A 19,101-nucleotide genomic window follows, 5' to 3' on the forward strand; every position below is an offset into this window, starting at 1 on the left:
GTCAAGTCGACACGCCGAGTCACAAAAGTTCCAGAGGTGAATCTCTTCCCCACGAGTCACATCTGGCTCTATTCTCACGCCTAGGCGTCCGCAGTTCACAGCTGGGGAAGGCGGTGACGGGCGCGCAGAAAGTGTGGTTGGCCATGGCCCTGCCCAACGATCGGCCTCAGGATCGGTCCGACTCCCGACCCGACCCCAAGTTCCTCACCATCGCCGAAGTGGCGACCATGATGCGCGTCTCCAAGATGACCGTCTACCGCCTCGTGCACAACGGAGAGCTCCCCGCCGTGCGCGTGGGCCGCTCCTTCCGCGTCCCCGAGGCGGACGTGGACGAGTACCTGAGGAAGTCCTTCTACAACGCCGGCTGACCGCACGAGGTCAGCAGGTCGAGTGCGCCCGCGAGCGGCGCAGACGCTAGGGGCCCCGGGGGGCCACGCCACGCACACCCCCACCCCTCACCGCGGTGTCGCTCCGTTCTCACCGTGGTGCGAGGTTCCTCTCACGTGATGCTCCGATTCACCGTGCGCTCAGGTCGGCCGATAGGCTGTGCGGGTCGTCCGACACCGCCGTCGGCTCGGCAGTAGTCGTTGCCGGGTGCTCAGCCCGGCGTGTGGAGAGGTACTTCGTGGGTTCTGTCATCAAGAAGCGGCGCAAGCGCATGGCCAAGAAGAAGCACCGCAAGCTTCTGAAGAAGACGCGGGTGCAGCGCCGCAAGCTCGGCAAGTGACCCACGGCGCCCTCGTGGCGCTGTGCTGATCTGACCTGGGGTCGTCCTTCGGCTGGAGGAGGAGTTCGTCGGTATGAGCGGTCGCACCGTCCTGGTCACGGGGGTCTCCCGTGACCTCGGCCGCACCTGCGCCCGATCCCTCGCGAGCGACCCGTCGGTCGAGCGCGTGATCGGTGTCGACGTGATGCCGCCGCGCGGCGACATCGGCGACGTCCAGTTCATCCGCGCCGACATCCGCAACCCGGTGATCGCCAAGGTGATCGCCCGGGAAGACGTCGACACCGTCGTGCACATGAGCGTCATCGCCACCCCCGGCTCCGCCGGCGCGCGCGGCACGATGAAGGAGCTCAACGTCATCGGCACGATGCAGCTCCTCGCCGCCTGCCAGAAGGCGGATTCGGTGCGGCAGCTCGTCGTGAAGTCGACGACCACGGTGTACGGCGCCAGCAGCGGCGACCCCGCGATGTTCACCGAGGACATGGAGCCACGCCGCCCCGGCCGCAGCGGCTACGCCAAGGACGTCGCCGAGGTGGAGGGCTACGTCCGCGGCTTCGCCCGCCGCCGGCCCGACGTCGCCGTCACCACGCTGCGCTGCGCCAACGTCATCGGACCTCGCGTGGTCAGCCCGGTGACGGGCTACTTCCGTCTCCCGGTCATCCCGACCGTCCTCGGCTTCGACCCGCGCCTGCAGTTCCTCCACGAGCACGACCTCAACCGGGTGCTGCGTCACGCGGTCGCCTCGGAGGTGCACGGCACCTTCAACATCGCCGGTGACGGCGTGCTGATGCTGTCGCAGGCGCTGCGGCGCCTCCAGCGTCCGGGCGTCCCGCTGCCGGGCATCGCGTTCGGCGGCCTCGGGTCCGCCCTCCGCTCGACCCACCTGGCCGACCTCTCTCCCGAGCTGGTGGCCTTCCTGACCTACGGTCGCGGCGTCGACACGACCCGGATGCGCGACGAGCTCGGGTTCGAGCCGCGCTACTCGACCGCCGAGGCGTTCGGCGAGTTCGCCTCCACCCTGCCGCCGACCGGCGGCCGCACCGAACGCGTGCTCGCCGCTGTCGCCGAGCGCCTGCCCGAGGTCCCGGACCCCGCCGGCGACCGCACTCCCGCACTGACGCTTGCCGGAGGTACCGATGGGTGACGCCGAGATCATCCCGATCGGCACGCGCGGCCGCCCGGGCCGTGCCACGGGCACGCGCCCGTCCGCCGCTGCCCGCAACCTCGCCTCGGGTGCCCGCACCCCGAAGCAGGGTGAGCCCGCCCGGCCCGAGACCCACGAGCCCGAGAGCACCAAGGCCGCGGCCCGCCAGCCCGAGGCCGGCAAGGGCGCTCCCTCCCGCGACGCCGCGACGCCGGAGGTCGACCGTACGACGGAGCCGGTCATCCCGCTGGCCGGCGAGTCCGTCGTACCCCTCGAGGGCGCCGACGCCGACCTCGTCCTCCCGCAGCGCCTGGAGATCAGCGAGCGCGAGGCCCCCGGCGGCATCCCGTTCGGCGACCTGCTCGCCGCGTTCCAGGCCGCCGCCCGCGAGGTCTTCGGCGAGCAGTGGGAGAGCCAGCTCGCGCACTTCCTCGCCTTCCTGCGCCGCCGGCTCACCGGCGACTACGTCGTCGACGAGTTCGGCTTCGACCCTGAGATCACCGAGCGGTTCTTCATGGCCGCCGTGCGTCCGATCGCGGAGAAGTGGTTCCGCATCGAGGTCCGCGGCGCGGAGAACATCCCCGCCAAGGGCGGCGCGCTGATCGTGTCCAACCACTCCGGCACGATCCCGGTCGACGCCCTGATGACGATGGTGACCGTCCGCGACCACTCCGACCGCTACCTGCGCGCGCTGGGGGCCGACCTGGTCTTCAAGCTGCCCTTCGTGAGCACGGTCGCCCGCAAGGGCGGAGCCACGCTCGCGTGCGCCGAGGACGCCGAGCGCATGCTGGCCGGCGGCGAGCTCGTCGGTGTGTGGCCCGAGGGCTTCAAGGGCATCGGCAAGCCCTACTCGCAGCGCTACAAGCTGCAGCGCTTCGGTCGCGGCGGGTTCGTCTCGGCGGCGCTGCGCACCCAGGTGCCGATCATCCCCTTGTCGGTCGTCGGCGCCGAGGAGATCTACCCCCTCGTCGGCAACGTCCCCGCGCTCGCGCGACTGCTCGGGGTGCCCTACATCCCGATCACGCCGTTCTTCCCGCTGCTCGGGCCCCTCGGCCTGGTGCCGTTGCCGTCGAAGTGGCTGCTGGAGTTCGGCGAGCCGATCCGCACCGACGAGTACGACGAGCACGCCGCCGAGGACCCGATGCTGGTCTTCAACGTGACCGACCAGGTCCGCGAGACGATCCAGCAGACGCTCTACAGCCTCCTCATGGAGCGCCAGAGCGTGTTCAAGTAGTCGGTGCCGTCACCGCTCGGGACCGGGAGACCTGCAGTCGCCAGGTGACTGCAGCCTTCCCGGCTGTGTCGGGCCGCTGGTCGAAGAGGCCGGGCGGCTACTGGCCGAGGAGGCCGTCGACCAGCTGACCGACACCGCTGACGACGTCGCCGAGGGTGTCGGTGACGATCTCGGTGTCGTCGTTGCCGGGCGTGAGGCCGTGCTTGATCTTGTCGCCGAGGTCGCTGAGCGAGTCGGGGACGTCGTCGGAGGTGTCCGGCAGGTCGTCGCTGACGTCGGGGACCTGGTCGGTCGGGTCGACGGCGGGGGGCTGCTGGTCGACGTGCTTGCCGGGCTTGCCCTTGACCGGGGTCTGGTCGGCCTGCTGCTGCACGTGGTTGAGGAAGTGCGGGTCGATCCCGGTGACGGACTGGGGGGTCCGGCCGTAGGTGAGCAGGGGGCTGACCAGTGCCGAGGAGGTCGCCGCGAAGTTCGGCAGCTCGGTCACCGCGTCGTCGCCGCAGGTCGGGCAGACCTGGAGGGCGGCGCTGTCGGCCTGCATCACGGACTGGGCGGCCGTGATCAGCGCGGAGCGGGCGTCGCTCGGCACCACGTCGCCGAGCTGGTCGAGCTCGCCCATCGACTCCGACGCGAAGGAGCGCAGGTCGCCGATGCCGCTCTCGTCGCCGGTCGCGGCGTAGTCGTCGAGCACCAGCTCGGTCGCCTGGCTGGACTGGTCGGTGAAGTCCTGGAGCGTGGAGGCCACGGTCGAGGCGTCGGCGCCCTCGGCGGTGAGCTGCTTGGCCTCGTCGAGCCGGGTCTGCGCGTGGGACAGCAGGGTCTCGGCCTTGGCGGCGTCGTCGGACTGCAGGTTGGTGTGGGCGTTCTCGATGGCCCGCTTCACGGGGTAGAGGACGTCGCCGGGCAGGGCGGCCTGCGAGGCCATCGCCATCGAGCCGGTGGCCGCGACGATCGCGAAGCCGCCGAGCAGGGTCGCGGCACGGCGCTCGCGGGCACCGGAGCGCTGCTTGGGCGTCAACCGCAACCGCAGTGCGTCGTCGACGGGACGCGCCTGGCGGGCGGCCTCGACGACGAGCCGGCTGCGCAGGTCGGAGACGAACTCCGCGCGCGCCTCGACCGGAGCGGCGGAGCGCAGCGCACCGACCACCTCGAGCAGCTCGGCGACGGCAGGGTCGAGCGAGGAATGCTTCGGGGCAGACGACAGCAGCGCGTCGAACTCCTCCGCGCGGCGCCTGCTCACGTAGGCCCTCGTCATGCCTGCCATCCTCGGTCGATCCTGTGCTTCCACCCGGCCAACGAGCCCGGAGGAGCGTTGGTTACGCCGCGAGCGGTGTGAGGTGCATCCTCCGCCGGGACTAGATACTCGTAGCCCGGAATGACCATGCAGGCCGGGACCCTCATCGCAGACCCTCCGGCATCAGCTTCGCGAGGTTGCGCACGCCCCTCAGCTGCAGCTGCTTGATGGCGCCCTCGCTGCGCCCGAGCACCTGGGCGGTCTCGGCGATGCTCATCCCCTGGAGGAAGCGCATCACGAGGCAGTCCTTCTGCTCGTTGGGCAGCTCGGTCAGCGCGGACAGCAGGATCTCGTTGGTCAGGCTCGCCAGGACGGCGTTCTCCGGACCCTCGGTCGTGTCGTCGTGCGCGCCCATGTCCTCGGTGGTCATCTCGAGGCGGGTGCGGCCGGCCTTGAAGTGGTCGGTGGCCAGGTTGCGCGCGATGGTCATCAACCATGCGCCGAAGTCCTTGCCCTGCCACCGGAAGGACGCCATGTTGCGCAGCGCCCGGAAGAACGTCTCCGAGGTCAGGTCCTCGGCCACCACGATGGAGCGCGTGCGGTAGTAGAGGAACCGGTAGATCGAGGGCTGGTAGTGGTCGTAGAGCATCCCGAACGCGTCGGCGTCGCCGCCGCGGGCGAGCTCCACCAGCCCGATCAGGCGCTCCCGCTCCTCGGGGGAGTCCTCGGAGGAGGCTGCGAGCCGGGCGTCGCCGTAGCTCCCGCCGTCGGAGCCGTACGACGGCTCCGCCTCGCTCATCAGCCAGAGGTCGAGCGCCGGGCGGGCGCCCGCAGCGCTGCCGCCGGCGACGGCCAGGGCAGGGGATCCGGGCGGGAGGAGAGCGCATGCGACAGCCTCGCGCAGGGCTTGAAGCCCGCGCGCGATGCCCATGTCAAGGCTCACCGGTTTCCCTCCCGTTGGACGCCCCTACTGAATGGTAGGGCTGAACCGCCCCGAGCGAAACCGGAACGGTCAATGCATCCTGGCCCACGAGGGGACGGGTTGTACCCGGTTCAGTGCAGGTGACGCCGGACCTGACGCCGTACGAGCACGCTGGCCACCGCCGCACCGGTCGCCGCGGAGCCGACCACGAGCCCGGCCCGGGCGGCCTTCCGGCCGGTCCGGTAGTCGCGGATGCGCCAGCCCTGCTGGCGGGCGTGCGCCCGCAGCTTGGGGTCGGGGTTGATCGCGCAGGGGTCGCCGACCAGGCTCAGCATGGGCAGGTCGTTGACGGAGTCGGAGTAGGCCGAGCAGCGGCTCAGGTCGAGGCCCTCGCGCTCGGCGAGGGCGAGGATCGCCTCCGCCTTCGCGGGCCCGTGCAGCATGTCGCCGACCAGGCGCCCGGTGTAGACGCCGTCGACGTGCTCGGCCACCGTGCCGAGGGCGCCCGTGAGCCCGAGCCGCCGGGCGATCAGCCGCGCGATCTCGATCGGGGCGGCGGTCACCAGCCACACCCGCTGGCCCTCGTCGAGGTGGAGCTGGGCCAGCGCGCGGGTGCCCGGCCAGATCCGGTGCGCCATCGCCTCGTCGAAGATCTCCTCGCCGATCTCCTCCAGCTCCGCGACCGTGTGGCCGGCGATGAAGGCGAGCGCGGAGTTGCGGGCGTCGGCGACGTGCTCGGGGTCCTCCACGCCCGCGAGGCGGAAGTAGGCCTGCTTGTAGGCCGCGCCGATCAGGTCCCGGGTCGTGAAGAACTTGCGGCGGTAGAGACCGCGCGCGAGGTGGAAGATGCTCGCGCCCTGCATGACGGTGTTGTCGACGTCGAAGAAGGCCGCGGCCTGCGGATCGGCGGGCAGCGCGAGCGCCGTCTCGACCTCGGTCGCGGCAGCGGCCGCCTCGCCCGCGAGCTTGGAGCGCTGCTTGAGGTTGAGCCGCTTGGTGCGATCTGTTGGCGCAGCCATGTCGTGCAGCGTAGTGGCGCACGGCACCGGGCAGGCCCGCGAGCCGGATCCGCGGAGGGCTGAGGCAGGACGCGTGACCTGCGTACTATCGGGCGCATGTCTGTTCCCGACGTGGCAGCCCTCGTGGCGACCGCTGCGGCCGAGGCGGGCGAGCGTTGGGCGGTCGTCGAGGCGGGTGGCCGGGGCATGACCTGGAACGACCTGGACACGGAGGTGTCCCGGGTGGCGACGGGACTGGGCGATGCGGGCGTCGTCGCCGGCCACCGGGTGCTGATCGCGGTCGGCAACCGCCTGGAGTTCGTGACGACCTATCTCGGCGTGCTGCGCGCCCAGGCCGTCGCCGTACCCGTCAACCCGGGGTCGACGACCTCGGAGCTGACCCGGATGCTGGCCGACTCGGGGGCGCGCCTGGCGGTCGCCGACGGCGACACGGTCGAGGCCGTGCGTGCCGCGGTCGCGGGGGCCCACGACGACGGGCGCACGGTGGGCACCGTCCTCATCGGCGGGTCGCCGCTCGCCGGTGAGCAGTCGTACGACGACCTGCGGGCCGCCGAGCCGCGCGACCTGCCGCAGCTGCAGGACCCGGAGAAGCTGGCGGTGCTGCTCTACACGAGCGGCACGTCGGGGCTGCCCCGGGCCGCGATGCTGACCCACCGCGCCCTGCTCGCCAACGTCGAGCAGGTGGCGCGCGTCGAGCCGCCGATGATCCACAGCGACGACGTCGTCCTCGGCGTGGTGCCGCTCTTCCACGTCTACGGCCTCAACGCGGTGCTGGGCGGGGTGCTGCGCCACCGCGCCAAGCTGGTCCTCGCCGAGCGCTTCGACCCCGAGGGGACGCTGGACCTGATCGAGGACGAGGCCTGCAGCGTGGTCCCGGTGGCTCCGCCCGTCTTCGCCCACTGGCGTTCGGTGGAGGCGCTGGAGGAGCGTCTCGGGCCGGTCAGGCTGGTGCTGTCCGGCTCCGCGCCGCTGGCCGCAGAGGTGATCGAGGAGTTCAGCGGGCGCACCGGCATCCCGGTCCACCAGGGCTACGGGCTCACCGAGGCCGCCCCCGTGGTGACGACGACGCTGACCTCGGCGGCGCCGGAGCCCGGGTCGGTCGGCGCCCCGCTCGACGGCATCGACCTCCGCCTCGTCGACGACGACCGGGTGCCGCTCGGCGGCGCCGACCTCGGCGACCCGGGCGAGATCGAGATCCGCGGCGCCAACCTCTTCAGCGGCTACTGGCCCGACGGTGCCGACGGCCCCGACGAGGAGGGCTGGTGGTCCACCGGCGACGTCGGCGTCCTCGACAGGGCCGGCGACCTGCACCTGGTCGACCGGGTCAAGGAGCTGATCATCGTCTCCGGCTTCAACGTCTACCCGACCGAGGTCGAGGCCGTGCTCGGGGAGGCGCCGGGCGTCCGCGAGGCGGCCGTCATCGGTGCCGAGGACGAGCTGACCGGCGAGGCGGTGGTCGCCTACGTCGTACCGTCCGACCCCGACGCCGACCCGGCCGCCGTGGCCGCCGCGGTCGAGGCGCACTGCGAGGACCGGCTGGCGCGCTTCAAGCGGCCCACCCGGCTCGAGGTCGTCCCGCAGCTCCCCCACACCGTGACCGGCAAGGTGCAGAAGGGACGGCTCCGCGGGCAGGACCGCCGGCGCGGGCTGGGCATCCTCGAATGAGCGGCGCGACGGACGCGCGGGTCACCCTCTACTCCCGGCCCGGCTGCCACCTGTGCGACGACGCCCGCGCGATCATCGAGCAGGTCTGCGCCGAGCTCGGCGAGAGCTACGCCGAAATGTCCATCGACGACGAGCCGACGCTGCAGGAGCGGTTCGGCCACGAGATCCCGGTGACCTTCGTCGACGGGCGGCAGCACGACTTCTGGCGGGTGGATCCCGTCCGCCTCCGGAGGGCCCTCGCCGGATGAGCGCTCCCACCCTCTAAGGTCGGCGCCGTGACGGGCATGGGGCGGCGCACGGTCGCGCTCGCGGGGACCGCAGTGGTCCTCGTCGTGCTGCTGCTCAGCCACCGCTTCGGCCGGGCGGAGCCGACCGGCGACTACCGCCCGCGCCTGCCCGACGACGCGCTGGCGACGGGCTGCTTCCCGCTGCCCGGTGGTGCCCACCTGACCTTCGCGGACCAGGTCCGCCGCGACGGCGACGTCGAGGTCGACGGGGAGCGGCGCCGCCGGCTGGTCGGGCAGTACGACGAGATCGACGCCCCTGCCGCGCTGGACGCCATCGTCGGCGACTTCGAGGACGCCGGGTTCATCGCGTCCGGCCGCCCGGCGCCGTACGACGCCGTGCTCCGCCGGCGTGGGGCCGTCCACGACCGTGCCCAGGTGGTGCGGGTGAGCGTCCAGCAGCTTCCGGGGATCGCGGCCGACTCCCTCGTGCGGGGGACCTTCGAGCTCGACCTGCCCGTGGTGCGGGCGGCCAAGGACGATCCTGTGTGCAGCGACCCGAAGGCGACCAAGCGGTGGCCGCCCGACTACGACGTCGAGAGTGATGCCCATGACCGGGCTCGTTGACCGGGTCACGGCCCGGCTGCCGCGTCCGGAGGTGGCCCTGGTCTGGCTGATCGCCGCGCACGTCGTCCTCAAGGTCCTCATCTTCCCGTTGGCCATGCACGCGCCGGCCTACAACGACGAGCAGCAGTACTACGACGGCGCCCGGGCGCTGTCCAACCTGGTCCGCGACGTCTTCGCCTTCCACAGCCCCGACGGTGCCGAGCTTCGGCACAACGTGGTCGCCTCGGGGTGGTTCATGCCGGGCATGGCGATCCTGATGGCCCCGCTGTTCGTGGTCTGCCCCGACGCCGCCGACTGGGCCTGCCGCGGCTACCTCGGCCTCGCCAACCTGCTGCTCCTGCTGTGGGCGGTGCGCTCGGTGCGCAAGCGGCTCGGCCCCGGCTACGCCGCCCTGCTCGTCGCCTTCCCGGCCCTCCTGCCGAGCTGGATCTTCATGTCCTTCACGGCGTACGGCGACCCGCCCAGCGGCATCGTGCTGATCGTGCTCGTCGCCCACGTGGTCGACATGCTGCGGCGCTTCCGGGCGGGGGAGCCGCCGGCACTCAAGGAGGCGCTGCAGCTCGGGTTGCTGGCGACCGCGGTGCTCTACCTGCGCTCGAGCACCTCGATCGTGCTGGCGGTCCTGGGTGGGATCACGCTGCTGGCCGCGCTGGTGCTCCTGAAGGGCGTGCAGCGCTGGCGGGCGCTGGGCGCGGCAGGCCTGGCCGGTGTCGTCTTCCTCGTCCTGCTCGCGCCGTGGTCGATCGCGGCGTCCGACACCCTCGGCACGCGGGTCGTCACGACGACGACCGTGCCCATCTCGCTCGCCAACACCTTCGGCGACCGGGAGCAGGTCTGCTTCGGTCGCTGCGACCCCGACAGCTTCCTGTGGTTCCGGCCGTTGCGCTACGCCCGCGAGGTCGGCCGGGCGACCGGCGAGTCCGAGGTCGACGTCGAGAAGCAGATGTCCGACTACGCCCTGCGCGACGTCACCACGGAGCACTACGCGCGGCAGACCTGGTGGAACATCGGCTCCTACTTCTTCGTGCCCGCGAACTTCGTCCGCTACCTCACCCCTCCCGAGGGCCGGAGCACGCTCGGCAAGGTCTCCGAGGGCGTGGTGTTCGGGGCGACGTACGTCTACTACGTGCCGTGGTTCCTGCTGATGCTGGTCTCGATGCTCTTCGTGCAGCGCAGGTCGCTGGAGGCGCAGATCCTCGACACGCTCACGAAGCTGAGCCTGCTCACCCTCTTCGTCCAGCCGTTCGTGCACGTCGCCGGATCGCGCTACTGGACCACGGCCGGACCGCTCTTCATGGTCGCCGCCGCGGGATTCGTCCGGGAGCACCAGGTGCGTCGCCGTGACCGGGAGAAGGAGCGCGAGCACCTCAGCGGCACCGACGCGACGCTCGGGCGGTGGCTCCGGCCGATCCAGGTCGCGCTCGCCGGTTTCTTCGGCCTGGTGCTGGTCGTCCTCGGCGTGCTCGCGGTCTGAGGGCCGCACTAGGGTGGCCCGCATGCCCGATCCGACTGACCAGGACCGCTCGGCGCGGGGCCGGATCTCCTACGTGCTGCCGGTGTTCAACGAGCAGGACAACATCGCGGCCTTCCACGAGGCGCTCACGGGGGCGACGGCTCGGCGCGGCGACCTCGACTTCGAGTTCGTCTACGTCGACGACGGCAGCCGCGACGCCTCGCTCGAGAGGCTGCTCGACCTGCGCGCCTCCGACCCGCGGGTCACCGTGCTCTCGCTCTCCCGCAACTTCGGGCACCAGCTCGCCGTGACCGCCGGCCTCGACCTCGTCGCCGAGGACGGCGGGTCAGACGCGGTCATCGTGATGGACACCGACCTCCAGGACCCGCCGTCGGTCAGCGTCGACATGATCACGATGTGGGAGGACGGCGTCGACGTCGTCTACGGCGAGCGACGCAGCCGCAAGGACACCTTGTTCAAGCGCAGCACGGCCTTCGCGTTCTACTGGGCGCTCGACCGGCTCGCCTCGATCGAGATCCCGCGCAACGTCGGCGACTTCCGGCTGATGGACGCCAAGGTGGTCACCGAGGTGGCCCGCTACCGCGAGCACGGCCGCTTCCTGCGCGGCATCGTGGCCAACGTGGGCTTCCGGCAGGAGGCGCTGCTCTTCGACCGCGACGAGCGCCACGCCGGCGAGACCGGCTACCCCCTGCGCAAGATGCTCAGCTTCGCGGCCCACGGCATCCTGGGATTCTCGACCGCGCCGCTGCGGATGATCAGCCGCCTCGGCATCTTCATCTCGCTGCTGAGCGTGCTGCTCGCGATCTACGTGCTCGGCGTCCGGATCTTCGAGCCCGACCGCTCGGTGCCTGGGTGGGCGTTCCTCGGCGTCGGCATGTTCCTGCTCGGCGGCATCCAGCTGATCATGATGGGCGTGATGGGGATGTACGTCGGCCGCGTCTACGTCGAGGCGCAGGACCGCCCGCTCTACTCCCTGGCGCTCGTGGCCCGCGACGGCGCCCCGCCGACCCCGCGCCGGCACCGCGACATGGGCCAGGACGACCCCGGGGGGCTCTCCTGAAGCGCGTCCCCTGGACCGCGGTGCGGTTCGCCGGGGTTGGGGTGTGCAACACCGCCATCGACTGGGCGCTCTTCCTGGCCCTGCACGACCGGCTCGGCATCACGCTGGCCAACTTCTGCTCCTCCAGCGCCGGCATGGTCTTCAGCTTCGTGGTCAACGGGCTGTTCACCTTCCGTGCCGAGCGGCTGACCCTGCGCCAGGCCGGCCTGTTCGTCGCGACCACCGGGGCGGTCATGTGGGTGGCGCAACCGCTGCTGATCCACGGCTGGCTCTGGGTGCTCGGCCACGGGCTCGACGACGGCGACCTCGAGCTGGCGATCGCCAAGCTCGCCTCGATCGCCTGCAGCCTGGTCCTGAACTTCGCCGCCTACCGGCTCGTCGTGTGGCCTGTCACACATCAGGAGGTCGACCCGCTCACAGCGCTCGACTGAACGGCGCTCGGTGATTTGTTCGCGGATTCACAAACTCCTAAAGTTGGTCCCGCTGCGCCCGCCGTGAGTGCAGCTGGAAAGAAGAGCTGTGACCGCACGGACTTCGAGCGAGTCGGCCCGGGTCATCCCCGAGGCCACCGTCGCGCGTCTGCCCGTCTACCTGCGGGCGCTCACCGCGCTGGCCGAGGGCGGCATCCGCACCTGCTCCAGCGAGGACCTCGCCTCGGCGGCCGGCGTCAACAGCGCCAAGCTCCGCAAGGACCTGTCCTACCTCGGGAGCTACGGCACCCGCGGCGTCGGGTACGACGTCGACTACCTGCGCTACCAGATCGCCCGCGAGATCGGGGTGACCCAGGACTGGCCCGTCGTCATCGTCGGCATCGGCAACCTCGGTCACGCGCTCGCCAACTACTCCGGGTTCCGTAGCCGCGGCTTCCGGGTCGTCGCGCTGCTCGACGCCGACCCCGAGCGCCACGAGGAGCTCGTCGCCGGCGTGCAGGTGCGCCCGTTCGACGACCTCGAGGCCATCGCGAGCGAGCACGCCGTCGCGATCGGCGTGATCGCCACGCCCGCGGCCGCCGCCCAGGACGTCGCCGACCGGATGGTCGCGGCCGGGGTCACCAGCATCCTGAACTTCGCTCCCGCCGTGATCTCGGTGCCCGACGGCGTCGACGTGCGCAAGGTCGACCTGTCGATCGAGCTGCAGATCCTGGCCTACCACGAGCAGCGCAAGGCCCACGAGCACGCCCGGGACGACCTGCCCGACATGCCGGCGGCCGTCGGAGGTGACCAGTGAGCGTCCTGGTGGTGGGCATCTCCCACAACTCCGCACCCGTCTCCCTCCTCGAGCGGGTCGCCCTCGACGACGACGGCGTCCAGAAGCTGATCGCCGACGCCTCGTCGTGCGAGCACGTCACCGAGGCGACGGTGATCTCCACGTGCAACCGCGTGGAGATCTACACCGAGGTCGACCGGTTCCACGGCAGCGTCGAGTCCCTGTCGCGGCTGCTCGTCGAGCGCGCGGGGGAGACCACCGAGGCCCTGCTGCCGCACCTCTACGTGCACTACGACGACGGTGCCATCTCCCACCTCTTCCAGGTCGCGGCCGGCCTCGACTCGATGGCCGTCGGCGAGGGCCAGATCCTCGGCCAGACCCGCGAGGCCCTGCGGCGCGGCCAGGAGCTCGGCACGATCGGGCCCGCCCTCAACACGCTCTTCCAGCAGGCGCTGCGCGTCGGCAAGCGCACCCGCGCCGAGACGGCGATCGACCAGGTCGCGCCGACGCTCGTGACCGCGGCCCTCGGCCAGGTCGACGGCCCGACCGGCTCGGTCCGCGACAAGGACGTGGTCATCGTCGGTGCCGGCGCGATGGCCGGCCTCGCCACCGCGACCGTCACCCGGATGGGCGCACGCAGGGTCTCCGTGGTCAACCGCTCCCTCGGGCGCGCCCAGCGCCTCGCCGCGCAGTACGACGCGCATGCGGTGCCCATGGCCGGGCTCAGCGAGCAGGTCGGTTCGGCCGACGTACTCATCACGTGCACGGGGTCGGCCGGCACCCTGATCGGGCGCGACCTGCTGGCGCGGGCGCGCGCCGAGGTGGGCGACCGGCCGCTGGCGATCATCGACCTGGCGCTCCCGCACGACGTCGACCCCGCGGCCGGCGAGCTGCCGGGAGTGACGCTGGTGGGGCTCGCGCAGCTCGCCGAGGCCCTGCACGACGGCGAAAGCGGCGTCGAGGTGCTGGAGGTGCGCCGGATCCTCGGCGAGGAGGTGACCGCGTTCCTCGCGGCCCGCCGCCAGGCCAGCGTCACGCCGACCGTGGTCGCGCTGCGCTCGATGGCCACCTCCGTCGTCGACGCCGAGATGACCCGCCTCGAGAGCAGGCTTCCCGACCTGCCCGACGACGTCCGCGAGGAGGTCCGGCAGGCCGTACGACGGGTCGCTGACAAGCTGCTCCACGAGCCCACCGTGCGGGTCAAGGAGCTGGCCAACGAGCAGGGGGCGGTGTCGTACGCCGCCGCGCTGGCCGAGCTCTTCGCGCTCGACCCCGAGGCCGTCGACGCCGTCACCCGGCCGATCGGCGTGCCCGAGGAGGGCCAGCCATGACCGTCACGGAGCGCCGCACGCTGCGCATCGGCACCCGCCGGAGCCTCCTGGCCACCACGCAGAGCGAGCACGTCGCCGCGCTGGTGCGCGACCGGCTCGGCGTGGAGACCGAGCTCGTCGAGATCACGACCGACGGCGACCGCACCCAGGCCGCCGGCACCCCGCTGCAGGGCAGCTCGACGGGCGTCTTCGTCGGGGCCCTCCGCGAGGCGCTGCTGCGCGGCGACGTCGACCTGGCCGTGCACTCGCTCAAGGACCTGCCCACCTACCCCGAGCCCGGCATCGCGCTGGCCGCCGTACCCGAGCGCGAGGACCCGCGCGACGTCGTCGTCGCTCGCGACGGCCTCACCCTGGGGGAGCTGCCCGCGGGCAGCAGGGTCGGCACCGGTTCGCCCCGGCGCGCCGCCCAGCTGCACGCACTCGGCCTCGGTTTGGACGTCGTGGGCATCCGTGGCAACGTCGACACCCGGATCGGCAAGGTGCGGGCAGGAGAGGTTGACGCTGTGGTGCTGGCACGTGCCGGACTCGCGAGGATCGGGCGCCTCGACGAGGTGACCGAGGTGCTCGACCCGTTGCAGGTGCTCCCCGCCCCCGGGCAGGGTGCGCTCGCGATCGAGTGCCGCGCCGACGACGCGCTGGTCGAGCTGCTCGCCGCGCTCGACGACCCCACGACCCACGCTGCCGTGCTCGCCGAGCGCACGACGCTGGCCACCCTCGAGGGCGGTTGCTCCGCCCCGATCGGAGCGCTGGCCGACGTCGCCGAGGGCGACGACGGCCCGGAGCTGTGGCTGCGCGCGGTCGTCCTCTCCGACGACGGCACGCTGGCCATCCGACGCTCCGCGTCCGCCCCGCTGACCGACCGCGCCGCTGCCGCCCGCCTGGGGGCGCAGCTGGCCCAGGACCTGCTCGACGAGGGTGCCGACGAGCTCCGCTCCGCCCCTCCCACTCCCACTGACAACGCCGCCCCCACCGCAGGATCGACAGAGGTGCATGACGCATGACGCGAGCCAAGACAGCCCAGTCAGCCACCAAGGCTGCCTCCGCTGCCAAGTCAGCAGCCCCCACCAGCCGCGCCGCCGGCGTGGCTTTCGTCGGCACCGGCCCCGGTGACCCCGAGCTGCTCACCGTCCGCGCGCTGCGGCTGATCGAGGACGCCGACGTGCTGATCACCGAGGCGCCCGAGCACCTCGACCTGGTCGCCCGGCTCCGCGGGTGGTCGGAGGGCGACGAGGGCGGTCCCGAGGTCGTCGACGGCGGCTTCGGCGAGGACGGCCAGCCGCTCACCCACGCGGCGCGTGCCAAGGTCGTGGTGAAGCAGGCCAAGCGCGGGCTGCGCGTCGTACGCCTGCTCAGCGGTGACCCGTTCCTCTACGCCTCCGGTCCCGAGGAGGCGCAGGCGGTCGCCAAGGCCGGCCTCTGCTTCGAGGTCGTCCCCGGCGTCTCGTCGGTGTCCGCGGTCCCGGCGTACGCCGGCATCCCGCTCACCACCAAGGACCACCGTGAGGTCGCCGTGGTCACCTGCGGCGACCGGGTCGACTGGACCCGCTACAGCGGCACGCCCACGCTGGTGCTGCTCTCGGCCGTCGGCCAGATCGGCGACATCGCCAAGAGCCTGATCGCCGCGGGCCGCTCGCCCGAGACGCCGGTCGCGATGACCCGCGTCGGCACGACCACCGAGCAGCAGACCGTCACCTCCACGCTGGAGAGGATCGCCGCCGACGCTCGCGCCGCGCGGGTCGCCCCGCCGGCCATCACCGTCGTGGGCCCGGTCGTCGACCTGCGTTCGGCGCTGTCGTGGTTCGAGACCAAGCCGCTCTTCGGCTGGCGGGTGCTGGTGCCCCGCACCAAGGAGCAGAGCGCCTCGCTGTCCGACCGGCTGCGCCACTTCGGCGCCGTGCCCGACGAGGTGCCGACGATCTCCGTCGAGCCGCCGCGCAACCCGCAGCAGATGGACAAGGCCGTGCGCGGCCTGGTCGAGGGCCGCTACGAGTGGATCGCCTTCACCTCGGTCAACGCCGTCAAGGCGGTGCGCGAGAAGTTCGAGGAGTACGGCCTCGACGCCCGTGCCTTCTCCGGCCTCAAGATCGCCGCCGTGGGTGAGAAGACCGGCGCCGCGATCGCCGCCTGGGGCCTGCGCGCCGACCTGGTGCCGTCGGGCGAGCAGTCGGCCGCCGGCCTGCTCGAGGACTGGCCCGAGTACGACGAGCAGCTCGACCCGATCAACCGGGTCTTCCTGCCGCGCGCCGACATCGCCACCGAGAACCTCGTGGCCGGCCTGATCGACCTGGGCTGGGAGTGCGACGACGTGACGGCGTACCGGACGGTCCGGGCGGCTCCGCCGCCGGCTCCGACCCGCGACGCGATCAAGACCGGCAAGTTCGACGCCGTCGTCTTCACCTCGTCCTCGACCGTGCGCAACCTGGTCGGCATCGCCGGCAAGCCGCACCCGTCGACGGTCATCGCCGTCATCGGCCCCGCGACCGCCAAGACTGCCGAGGAGCACGGCCTGCGCGTCGACGTGATGGCCTCCAAGCCCGACGTCGACGTCCTGGTCGACGCCCTCGCCGACTTCGGTGCCGCCCGCCGCCAGGCCCTGGTCGAGGCCGGCGAGCCGGTCACCAAGCCCAGCGACCGCAAGGCCTCGGGGCGGCGCCGCCGGGCTGAGTAGTCACACCCGTCACAGGAATCCCCGGTCCGCCGGGGATTCCTGCACTTGCGGGGGTTTGCAAAGGCCGACAAGTGGCAGTTTCCCCGGTCGACCGGGGATTCCTGATGGTGCGCGACAATGGGACCCATGAGCGAGATCCAACCGCCCGTCGTACGTCCGCGCAGGCTGCGGACGACTGCGGCGATGCGGGAGCTGGTGGCGGAGACGACGTTGCGGCCGCGACAGCTGGTGCTGCCGCTGTTCGTGCGGGAGGGGCTCACGGAGCCCCAGCCGATCACGTCGATGCCGGGCGTGGTCCAGCACTCCCGTGAGTCGCTCCTCAAGGCTGTCACCGAGGCGGCCGAAGCGGGCATCAAGGGCGTGATGCTCTTCGGGGTCCCGGAGACCAAGGACGCGGTCGGCTCGGGGGCGCTCGACCCGGGAGGCATCCTCAACGTGGCCATCCGCGAGGTGGCCGCCGAGGTCGGCGACGCGGTGGTCGTGATGGGCGACCTGTGCCTCGACGAGTTCACCGACCACGGGCACTGCGGGGTCCTCGCCGCTGACGGCCGGGTGGACAACGACGCCACGCTGGCGGCGTACGCCGACATGGCGATCGCGCAGGCCGAGGCCGGTGTCGACCTGGTCGGCCCCAGCGGCATGATGGACGGGCAGGTCGCGGTGATCAGGGCCGCGCTCGACGCGGTCGGGCACACCGACACCGGCATCCTCGCCTACGGCGCGAAGTACGCCTCGGCCTTCTTCGGCCCCTTCCGCGAGGCCGTGGACTCCTCGCTCGAGGGCGACCGGCGCACCTACCAGCAGGACCCCCGCAACGCTCTCGAAGGCGTGCGGGAAGCGGTCATGGACGTCGAGCAGGGCGCCGACATGGTGATGGTGAAGCCCGCGCTGGCCTACCTCGACGTGCTGCGGCAGGTGCGCGACGCGGTGGACGTCCCCGTGGCGGCCTACAACGTCAGCGGCGAGTACGCCATGGTCGAGGCCGCGGCCGCCCACGGATGGATCGACCGTGACGCCGCCATCCTGGAGACGCTCACGGCCATCCGTCGCGCGGGGGCCGACGTGATCCTCACCTACTGGGCGACCGAGGCCGCCGGCCTGCTGCGCTGAGTCGTCCGGAGGACGACGAAGGCCCCGGATCGATGATCCGGGGCCTTCGTGCTGGTCGGGCTAGGACGTCACGGGGTGAGTCCGTAGGACGTCACGCAGTTGTTGTACTGCGTGACCTGCGTCGGCAGCGGGTACTTCAGCCGGCACTGCAGCTTGACCACGGTCTGGTTGAGCGGACCCAGGAGACCGTCGATGAGCTGCTCGAGCGGCTCGTCGAGCTGGGTGCCGGTGTCGGGCACGTTGTTGCCGCCCGGGTCGAGGAGACCACCGTTGCCGCCCAGGCCGCCACCACCGTTGTTGCCGCCGGGGTCCGTGCCCGGGTCGGTGCCGGGGTCCGTGCCCGGGTCGGTGGAGCCGTCGGTGGGCGGGGTGTAGCCGCCGTCGTCGTCGGAACCGGCGGGCTGGAGGTGCTGGGGGGTGTCCGCGCCGTTGTGGGTGCCCGGGTTGTAGCTGGGCGCCTCCGGCACGATGTAGCCGGCCGACAGCGTGTTGTTGGGGATCGTGGTGAAGTCGCCCTCGAGGTAGGCGTCCATGATGTCCAGGACCAGGTCGACGTAGGACTGGTTGTGGTTGTAGCGGTAGACCGCCGAGCGCTGGCCCATCGTGGTCGACAGGTCGTCCTTGCCGGAGCAGAGGTAGACCGCCGTGGCGAGGGCCGCGTCGTCGATGTCCTGCGGGTTGCGCTTCGCGTCACCGTCGGCGTCGACGCCCACGATCGACCAGGTCGACGGGATGAACTGCATGGGGCCGATCGCGCGGTCCCACTTCGCGTCGCGGTCGAACTGGCCGGCGTCGGTGTCGCTGATCGCCTTCGTGCCGTTGCGGCCGTTGAGCGCCTTGCCGTAGATGCCGGGGCGGGCGACGCCGTCGTTATCGAGGACGCTGCCGTGCGCGCGGCCGTGGTTGGACTCCACGCGACCGATCGCGGCGACGAGCTGCCAGGTGAGGTGGCAGCTCTTGTCGGCCTTGTTGATGACGGCCTCGGCGCGCTGGTAGGCGGCGAGGGCGGCCGACGGGATCTGGTTGGTCGACGCGGTGGCGACGATCTGCTGGGTGTTGCCGTCGGAGCTGAGGTCGCTCGGGTCGGAGACGCTCGCGGGCGCCTCGATGGCCTCGGACGGCACGCTGGTGCCGTCGTCGAGCGAGGTGTCGGGGCCCTGCTCGGCGGACACGGGGGGAGTGATCCCGCCGATGCCGGCCACGCTCGCGGTCCAGGCCGCCGACAGAAGTGCCAGGGGAATGATGGTGGCGGCGCGTTGCAGCCGTCCCAAACGTTTCCTCGACATTTGTACTCTCTCCCCGGCCCCTACGGGCCCCGTAACTCGGTCACGCGGGCCTCTCCCCAGTACCTGGACCCGCCGTGGCGTCGCGCCTGCTCCCACGGGTGCGACAACAACTGAACGAATGGTGTCATACCCGCGTTACGGGTGTCACACCCTGAAAATCTCTCCCGAACGCG

The 19,101-nt window shown here is 71.9% G+C and carries 19 protein-coding genes; 15 read left to right on the forward strand and 4 right to left on the reverse strand.

All coding sequences use genetic code 11. The features are described 5' to 3' along the window. The first annotated feature begins 143 nt into the window (after positions 1–143). The 4 genes from ACAX67_RS03685 to ACAX67_RS03700 all read left to right on the forward strand — a co-directional run bounded on the left by ACAX67_RS03685 (position 144) and on the right by ACAX67_RS03700 (position 3,102). The gene (locus ACAX67_RS03685; RefSeq protein ID WP_370702457.1) at positions 144–368 is read left to right on the forward strand and encodes a helix-turn-helix domain-containing protein; all 225 of its coding nucleotides are present in this window, start codon (positions 144–146) and stop codon (positions 366–368) included. A gap of 257 nt (positions 369–625) precedes the next feature. Next, positions 626–727, forward strand: a complete 102-nt coding sequence (locus tag ACAX67_RS03690; RefSeq protein WP_008356322.1) for a 30S ribosomal protein bS22 — start codon at positions 626–628, stop codon at positions 725–727. Positions 728–800: 73 nt separating this feature from the next. Continuing rightward, a complete protein-coding gene (locus tag ACAX67_RS03695; protein ID WP_370702458.1) occupies positions 801–1,868 on the forward strand; it encodes an NAD-dependent epimerase/dehydratase family protein in 1,068 nt (355 codons plus the stop codon). Beyond that, positions 1,861–3,102 (forward strand): lysophospholipid acyltransferase family protein, encoded by a 1,242-nt coding sequence (locus ACAX67_RS03700; RefSeq protein WP_370702459.1) that lies wholly within the window; start codon positions 1,861–1,863, stop codon positions 3,100–3,102. Before ACAX67_RS03695 ends, ACAX67_RS03700 begins: the two co-directional genes overlap by 8 nt. A 97-nt stretch (positions 3,103–3,199) precedes the next feature. On the opposite strand, the gene ACAX67_RS03705 is transcribed toward ACAX67_RS03700, so the two are convergent. From ACAX67_RS03705 to ACAX67_RS03715, 3 genes are all read right to left on the reverse strand, one after another. Further along, on the reverse strand, positions 3,200–4,357 hold the full coding sequence (locus ACAX67_RS03705; protein WP_370702460.1) for a DUF5667 domain-containing protein: 1,158 nt from the start codon (positions 4,355–4,357) through the stop codon (positions 3,200–3,202). A gap of 142 nt (positions 4,358–4,499) precedes the next feature. Next, positions 4,500–5,279 carry a sigma-70 family RNA polymerase sigma factor gene (locus ACAX67_RS03710; RefSeq protein WP_370702461.1) on the reverse strand — a complete coding sequence of 260 codons (780 nt, stop codon included), beginning with the start codon at positions 5,277–5,279 and terminating at the stop codon, positions 4,500–4,502. Between the two features lie 110 nt (positions 5,280–5,389). Continuing rightward, on the reverse strand, positions 5,390–6,277 hold the full coding sequence (locus ACAX67_RS03715; protein ID WP_370702462.1) for an HAD family hydrolase: 888 nt from the start codon (positions 6,275–6,277) through the stop codon (positions 5,390–5,392). Between the two features lie 96 nt (positions 6,278–6,373). Here ACAX67_RS03715 and ACAX67_RS03720 point away from each other — a divergent pair, with 96 nt between their 5' ends. The 11 genes from ACAX67_RS03720 to hemB all read left to right on the forward strand — a co-directional run bounded on the left by ACAX67_RS03720 (position 6,374) and on the right by hemB (position 17,642). Next, a complete protein-coding gene (locus ACAX67_RS03720) occupies positions 6,374–7,942 on the forward strand; it encodes a class I adenylate-forming enzyme family protein (protein ID WP_370702463.1) in 1,569 nt (522 codons plus the stop codon). Further along, entirely contained in the window at positions 7,939–8,190 is a 252-nt protein-coding gene (locus ACAX67_RS03725) for a glutaredoxin family protein (protein ID WP_370702464.1), read from the forward strand. Before ACAX67_RS03720 ends, ACAX67_RS03725 begins: the two co-directional genes overlap by 4 nt. A 27-nt stretch (positions 8,191–8,217) precedes the next feature. After that, positions 8,218–8,793 (forward strand): hypothetical protein, encoded by a 576-nt coding sequence (locus tag ACAX67_RS03730; RefSeq protein ID WP_370702465.1) that lies wholly within the window; start codon positions 8,218–8,220, stop codon positions 8,791–8,793. Then, positions 8,777–10,267 (forward strand): hypothetical protein, encoded by a 1,491-nt coding sequence (locus ACAX67_RS03735; protein ID WP_370702466.1) that lies wholly within the window; start codon positions 8,777–8,779, stop codon positions 10,265–10,267. The genes ACAX67_RS03730 and ACAX67_RS03735 overlap by 17 nt, the downstream gene beginning before the upstream one ends. A 22-nt stretch (positions 10,268–10,289) precedes the next feature. Then, complete coding sequence (locus ACAX67_RS03740; protein WP_370702467.1) at positions 10,290–11,327, forward strand: glycosyltransferase family 2 protein; 1,038 nt, start codon at positions 10,290–10,292, stop codon at positions 11,325–11,327. A gap of 20 nt (positions 11,328–11,347) precedes the next feature. Beyond that, positions 11,348–11,758, forward strand: coding sequence for a GtrA family protein (locus tag ACAX67_RS03745; RefSeq protein WP_370702468.1), 411 nt, complete (start codon positions 11,348–11,350; stop codon positions 11,756–11,758). An 88-nt stretch (positions 11,759–11,846) separates the two neighbouring features. After that, the gene (locus tag ACAX67_RS03750; protein ID WP_370702469.1) at positions 11,847–12,554 is read left to right on the forward strand and encodes a redox-sensing transcriptional repressor Rex; all 708 of its coding nucleotides are present in this window, start codon (positions 11,847–11,849) and stop codon (positions 12,552–12,554) included. Next, positions 12,551–13,864: a glutamyl-tRNA reductase gene (locus tag ACAX67_RS03755; protein WP_370702470.1), complete on the forward strand. Its 1,314-nt coding sequence runs from the start codon at positions 12,551–12,553 to the stop codon at positions 13,862–13,864. The genes ACAX67_RS03750 and ACAX67_RS03755 overlap by 4 nt, the downstream gene beginning before the upstream one ends. Beyond that, positions 13,861–14,865, forward strand: a complete 1,005-nt coding sequence (gene hemC / locus ACAX67_RS03760) for a hydroxymethylbilane synthase (RefSeq protein WP_370702471.1) — start codon at positions 13,861–13,863, stop codon at positions 14,863–14,865. The genes ACAX67_RS03755 and hemC overlap by 4 nt, the downstream gene beginning before the upstream one ends. After that, on the forward strand, positions 14,862–16,532 hold the full coding sequence (locus ACAX67_RS03765) for a bifunctional uroporphyrinogen-III C-methyltransferase/uroporphyrinogen-III synthase (RefSeq protein WP_370702472.1): 1,671 nt from the start codon (positions 14,862–14,864) through the stop codon (positions 16,530–16,532). Before hemC ends, ACAX67_RS03765 begins: the two co-directional genes overlap by 4 nt. A 126-nt stretch (positions 16,533–16,658) precedes the next feature. Continuing rightward, entirely contained in the window at positions 16,659–17,642 is a 984-nt protein-coding gene (gene hemB, locus ACAX67_RS03770) for a porphobilinogen synthase (protein WP_370702473.1), read from the forward strand. A 68-nt stretch (positions 17,643–17,710) separates the two neighbouring features. Here the strand turns inward: hemB and ACAX67_RS03775 are convergent, their stop codons facing one another. Beyond that, positions 17,711–18,913: a lytic transglycosylase domain-containing protein gene (locus tag ACAX67_RS03775; protein ID WP_370702474.1), complete on the reverse strand. Its 1,203-nt coding sequence runs from the start codon at positions 18,911–18,913 to the stop codon at positions 17,711–17,713. Between the last annotated feature and the right edge of the window lie 188 nt (positions 18,914–19,101).

Origin of the sequence: Nocardioides candidus, from assembly GCF_041321175.1 — a bacterium.
Lineage (GTDB): Bacteria > Actinomycetota > Actinomycetes > Propionibacteriales > Nocardioidaceae > Nocardioides.

Coding starts and splice junctions, on each gene's coding strand:
- ACAX67_RS03685 (WP_370702457.1), top strand. CDS start 144: ATGGCCCTGCCCAACGATCGGCCTCAGGATCGGTCCGACTCCCGACCC.
- ACAX67_RS03695 (WP_370702458.1), top strand. CDS start 801: ATGAGCGGTCGCACCGTCCTGGTCACGGGGGTCTCCCGTGACCTCGGC.
- ACAX67_RS03700 (WP_370702459.1), top strand. CDS start 1,861: ATGGGTGACGCCGAGATCATCCCGATCGGCACGCGCGGCCGCCCGGGC.
- ACAX67_RS03705 (WP_370702460.1), bottom strand. CDS start 4,357: ATGACGAGGGCCTACGTGAGCAGGCGCCGCGCGGAGGAGTTCGACGCG.
- ACAX67_RS03715 (WP_370702462.1), bottom strand. CDS start 6,277: ATGGCTGCGCCAACAGATCGCACCAAGCGGCTCAACCTCAAGCAGCGC.
- ACAX67_RS03720 (WP_370702463.1), top strand. CDS start 6,374: ATGTCTGTTCCCGACGTGGCAGCCCTCGTGGCGACCGCTGCGGCCGAG.
- ACAX67_RS03725 (WP_370702464.1), top strand. CDS start 7,939: ATGAGCGGCGCGACGGACGCGCGGGTCACCCTCTACTCCCGGCCCGGC.
- ACAX67_RS03735 (WP_370702466.1), top strand. CDS start 8,777: ATGACCGGGCTCGTTGACCGGGTCACGGCCCGGCTGCCGCGTCCGGAG.
- ACAX67_RS03740 (WP_370702467.1), top strand. CDS start 10,290: ATGCCCGATCCGACTGACCAGGACCGCTCGGCGCGGGGCCGGATCTCC.
- hemC (WP_370702471.1), top strand. CDS start 13,861: ATGACCGTCACGGAGCGCCGCACGCTGCGCATCGGCACCCGCCGGAGC.
- ACAX67_RS03765 (WP_370702472.1), top strand. CDS start 14,862: ATGACGCGAGCCAAGACAGCCCAGTCAGCCACCAAGGCTGCCTCCGCT.
- hemB (WP_370702473.1), top strand. CDS start 16,659: ATGAGCGAGATCCAACCGCCCGTCGTACGTCCGCGCAGGCTGCGGACG.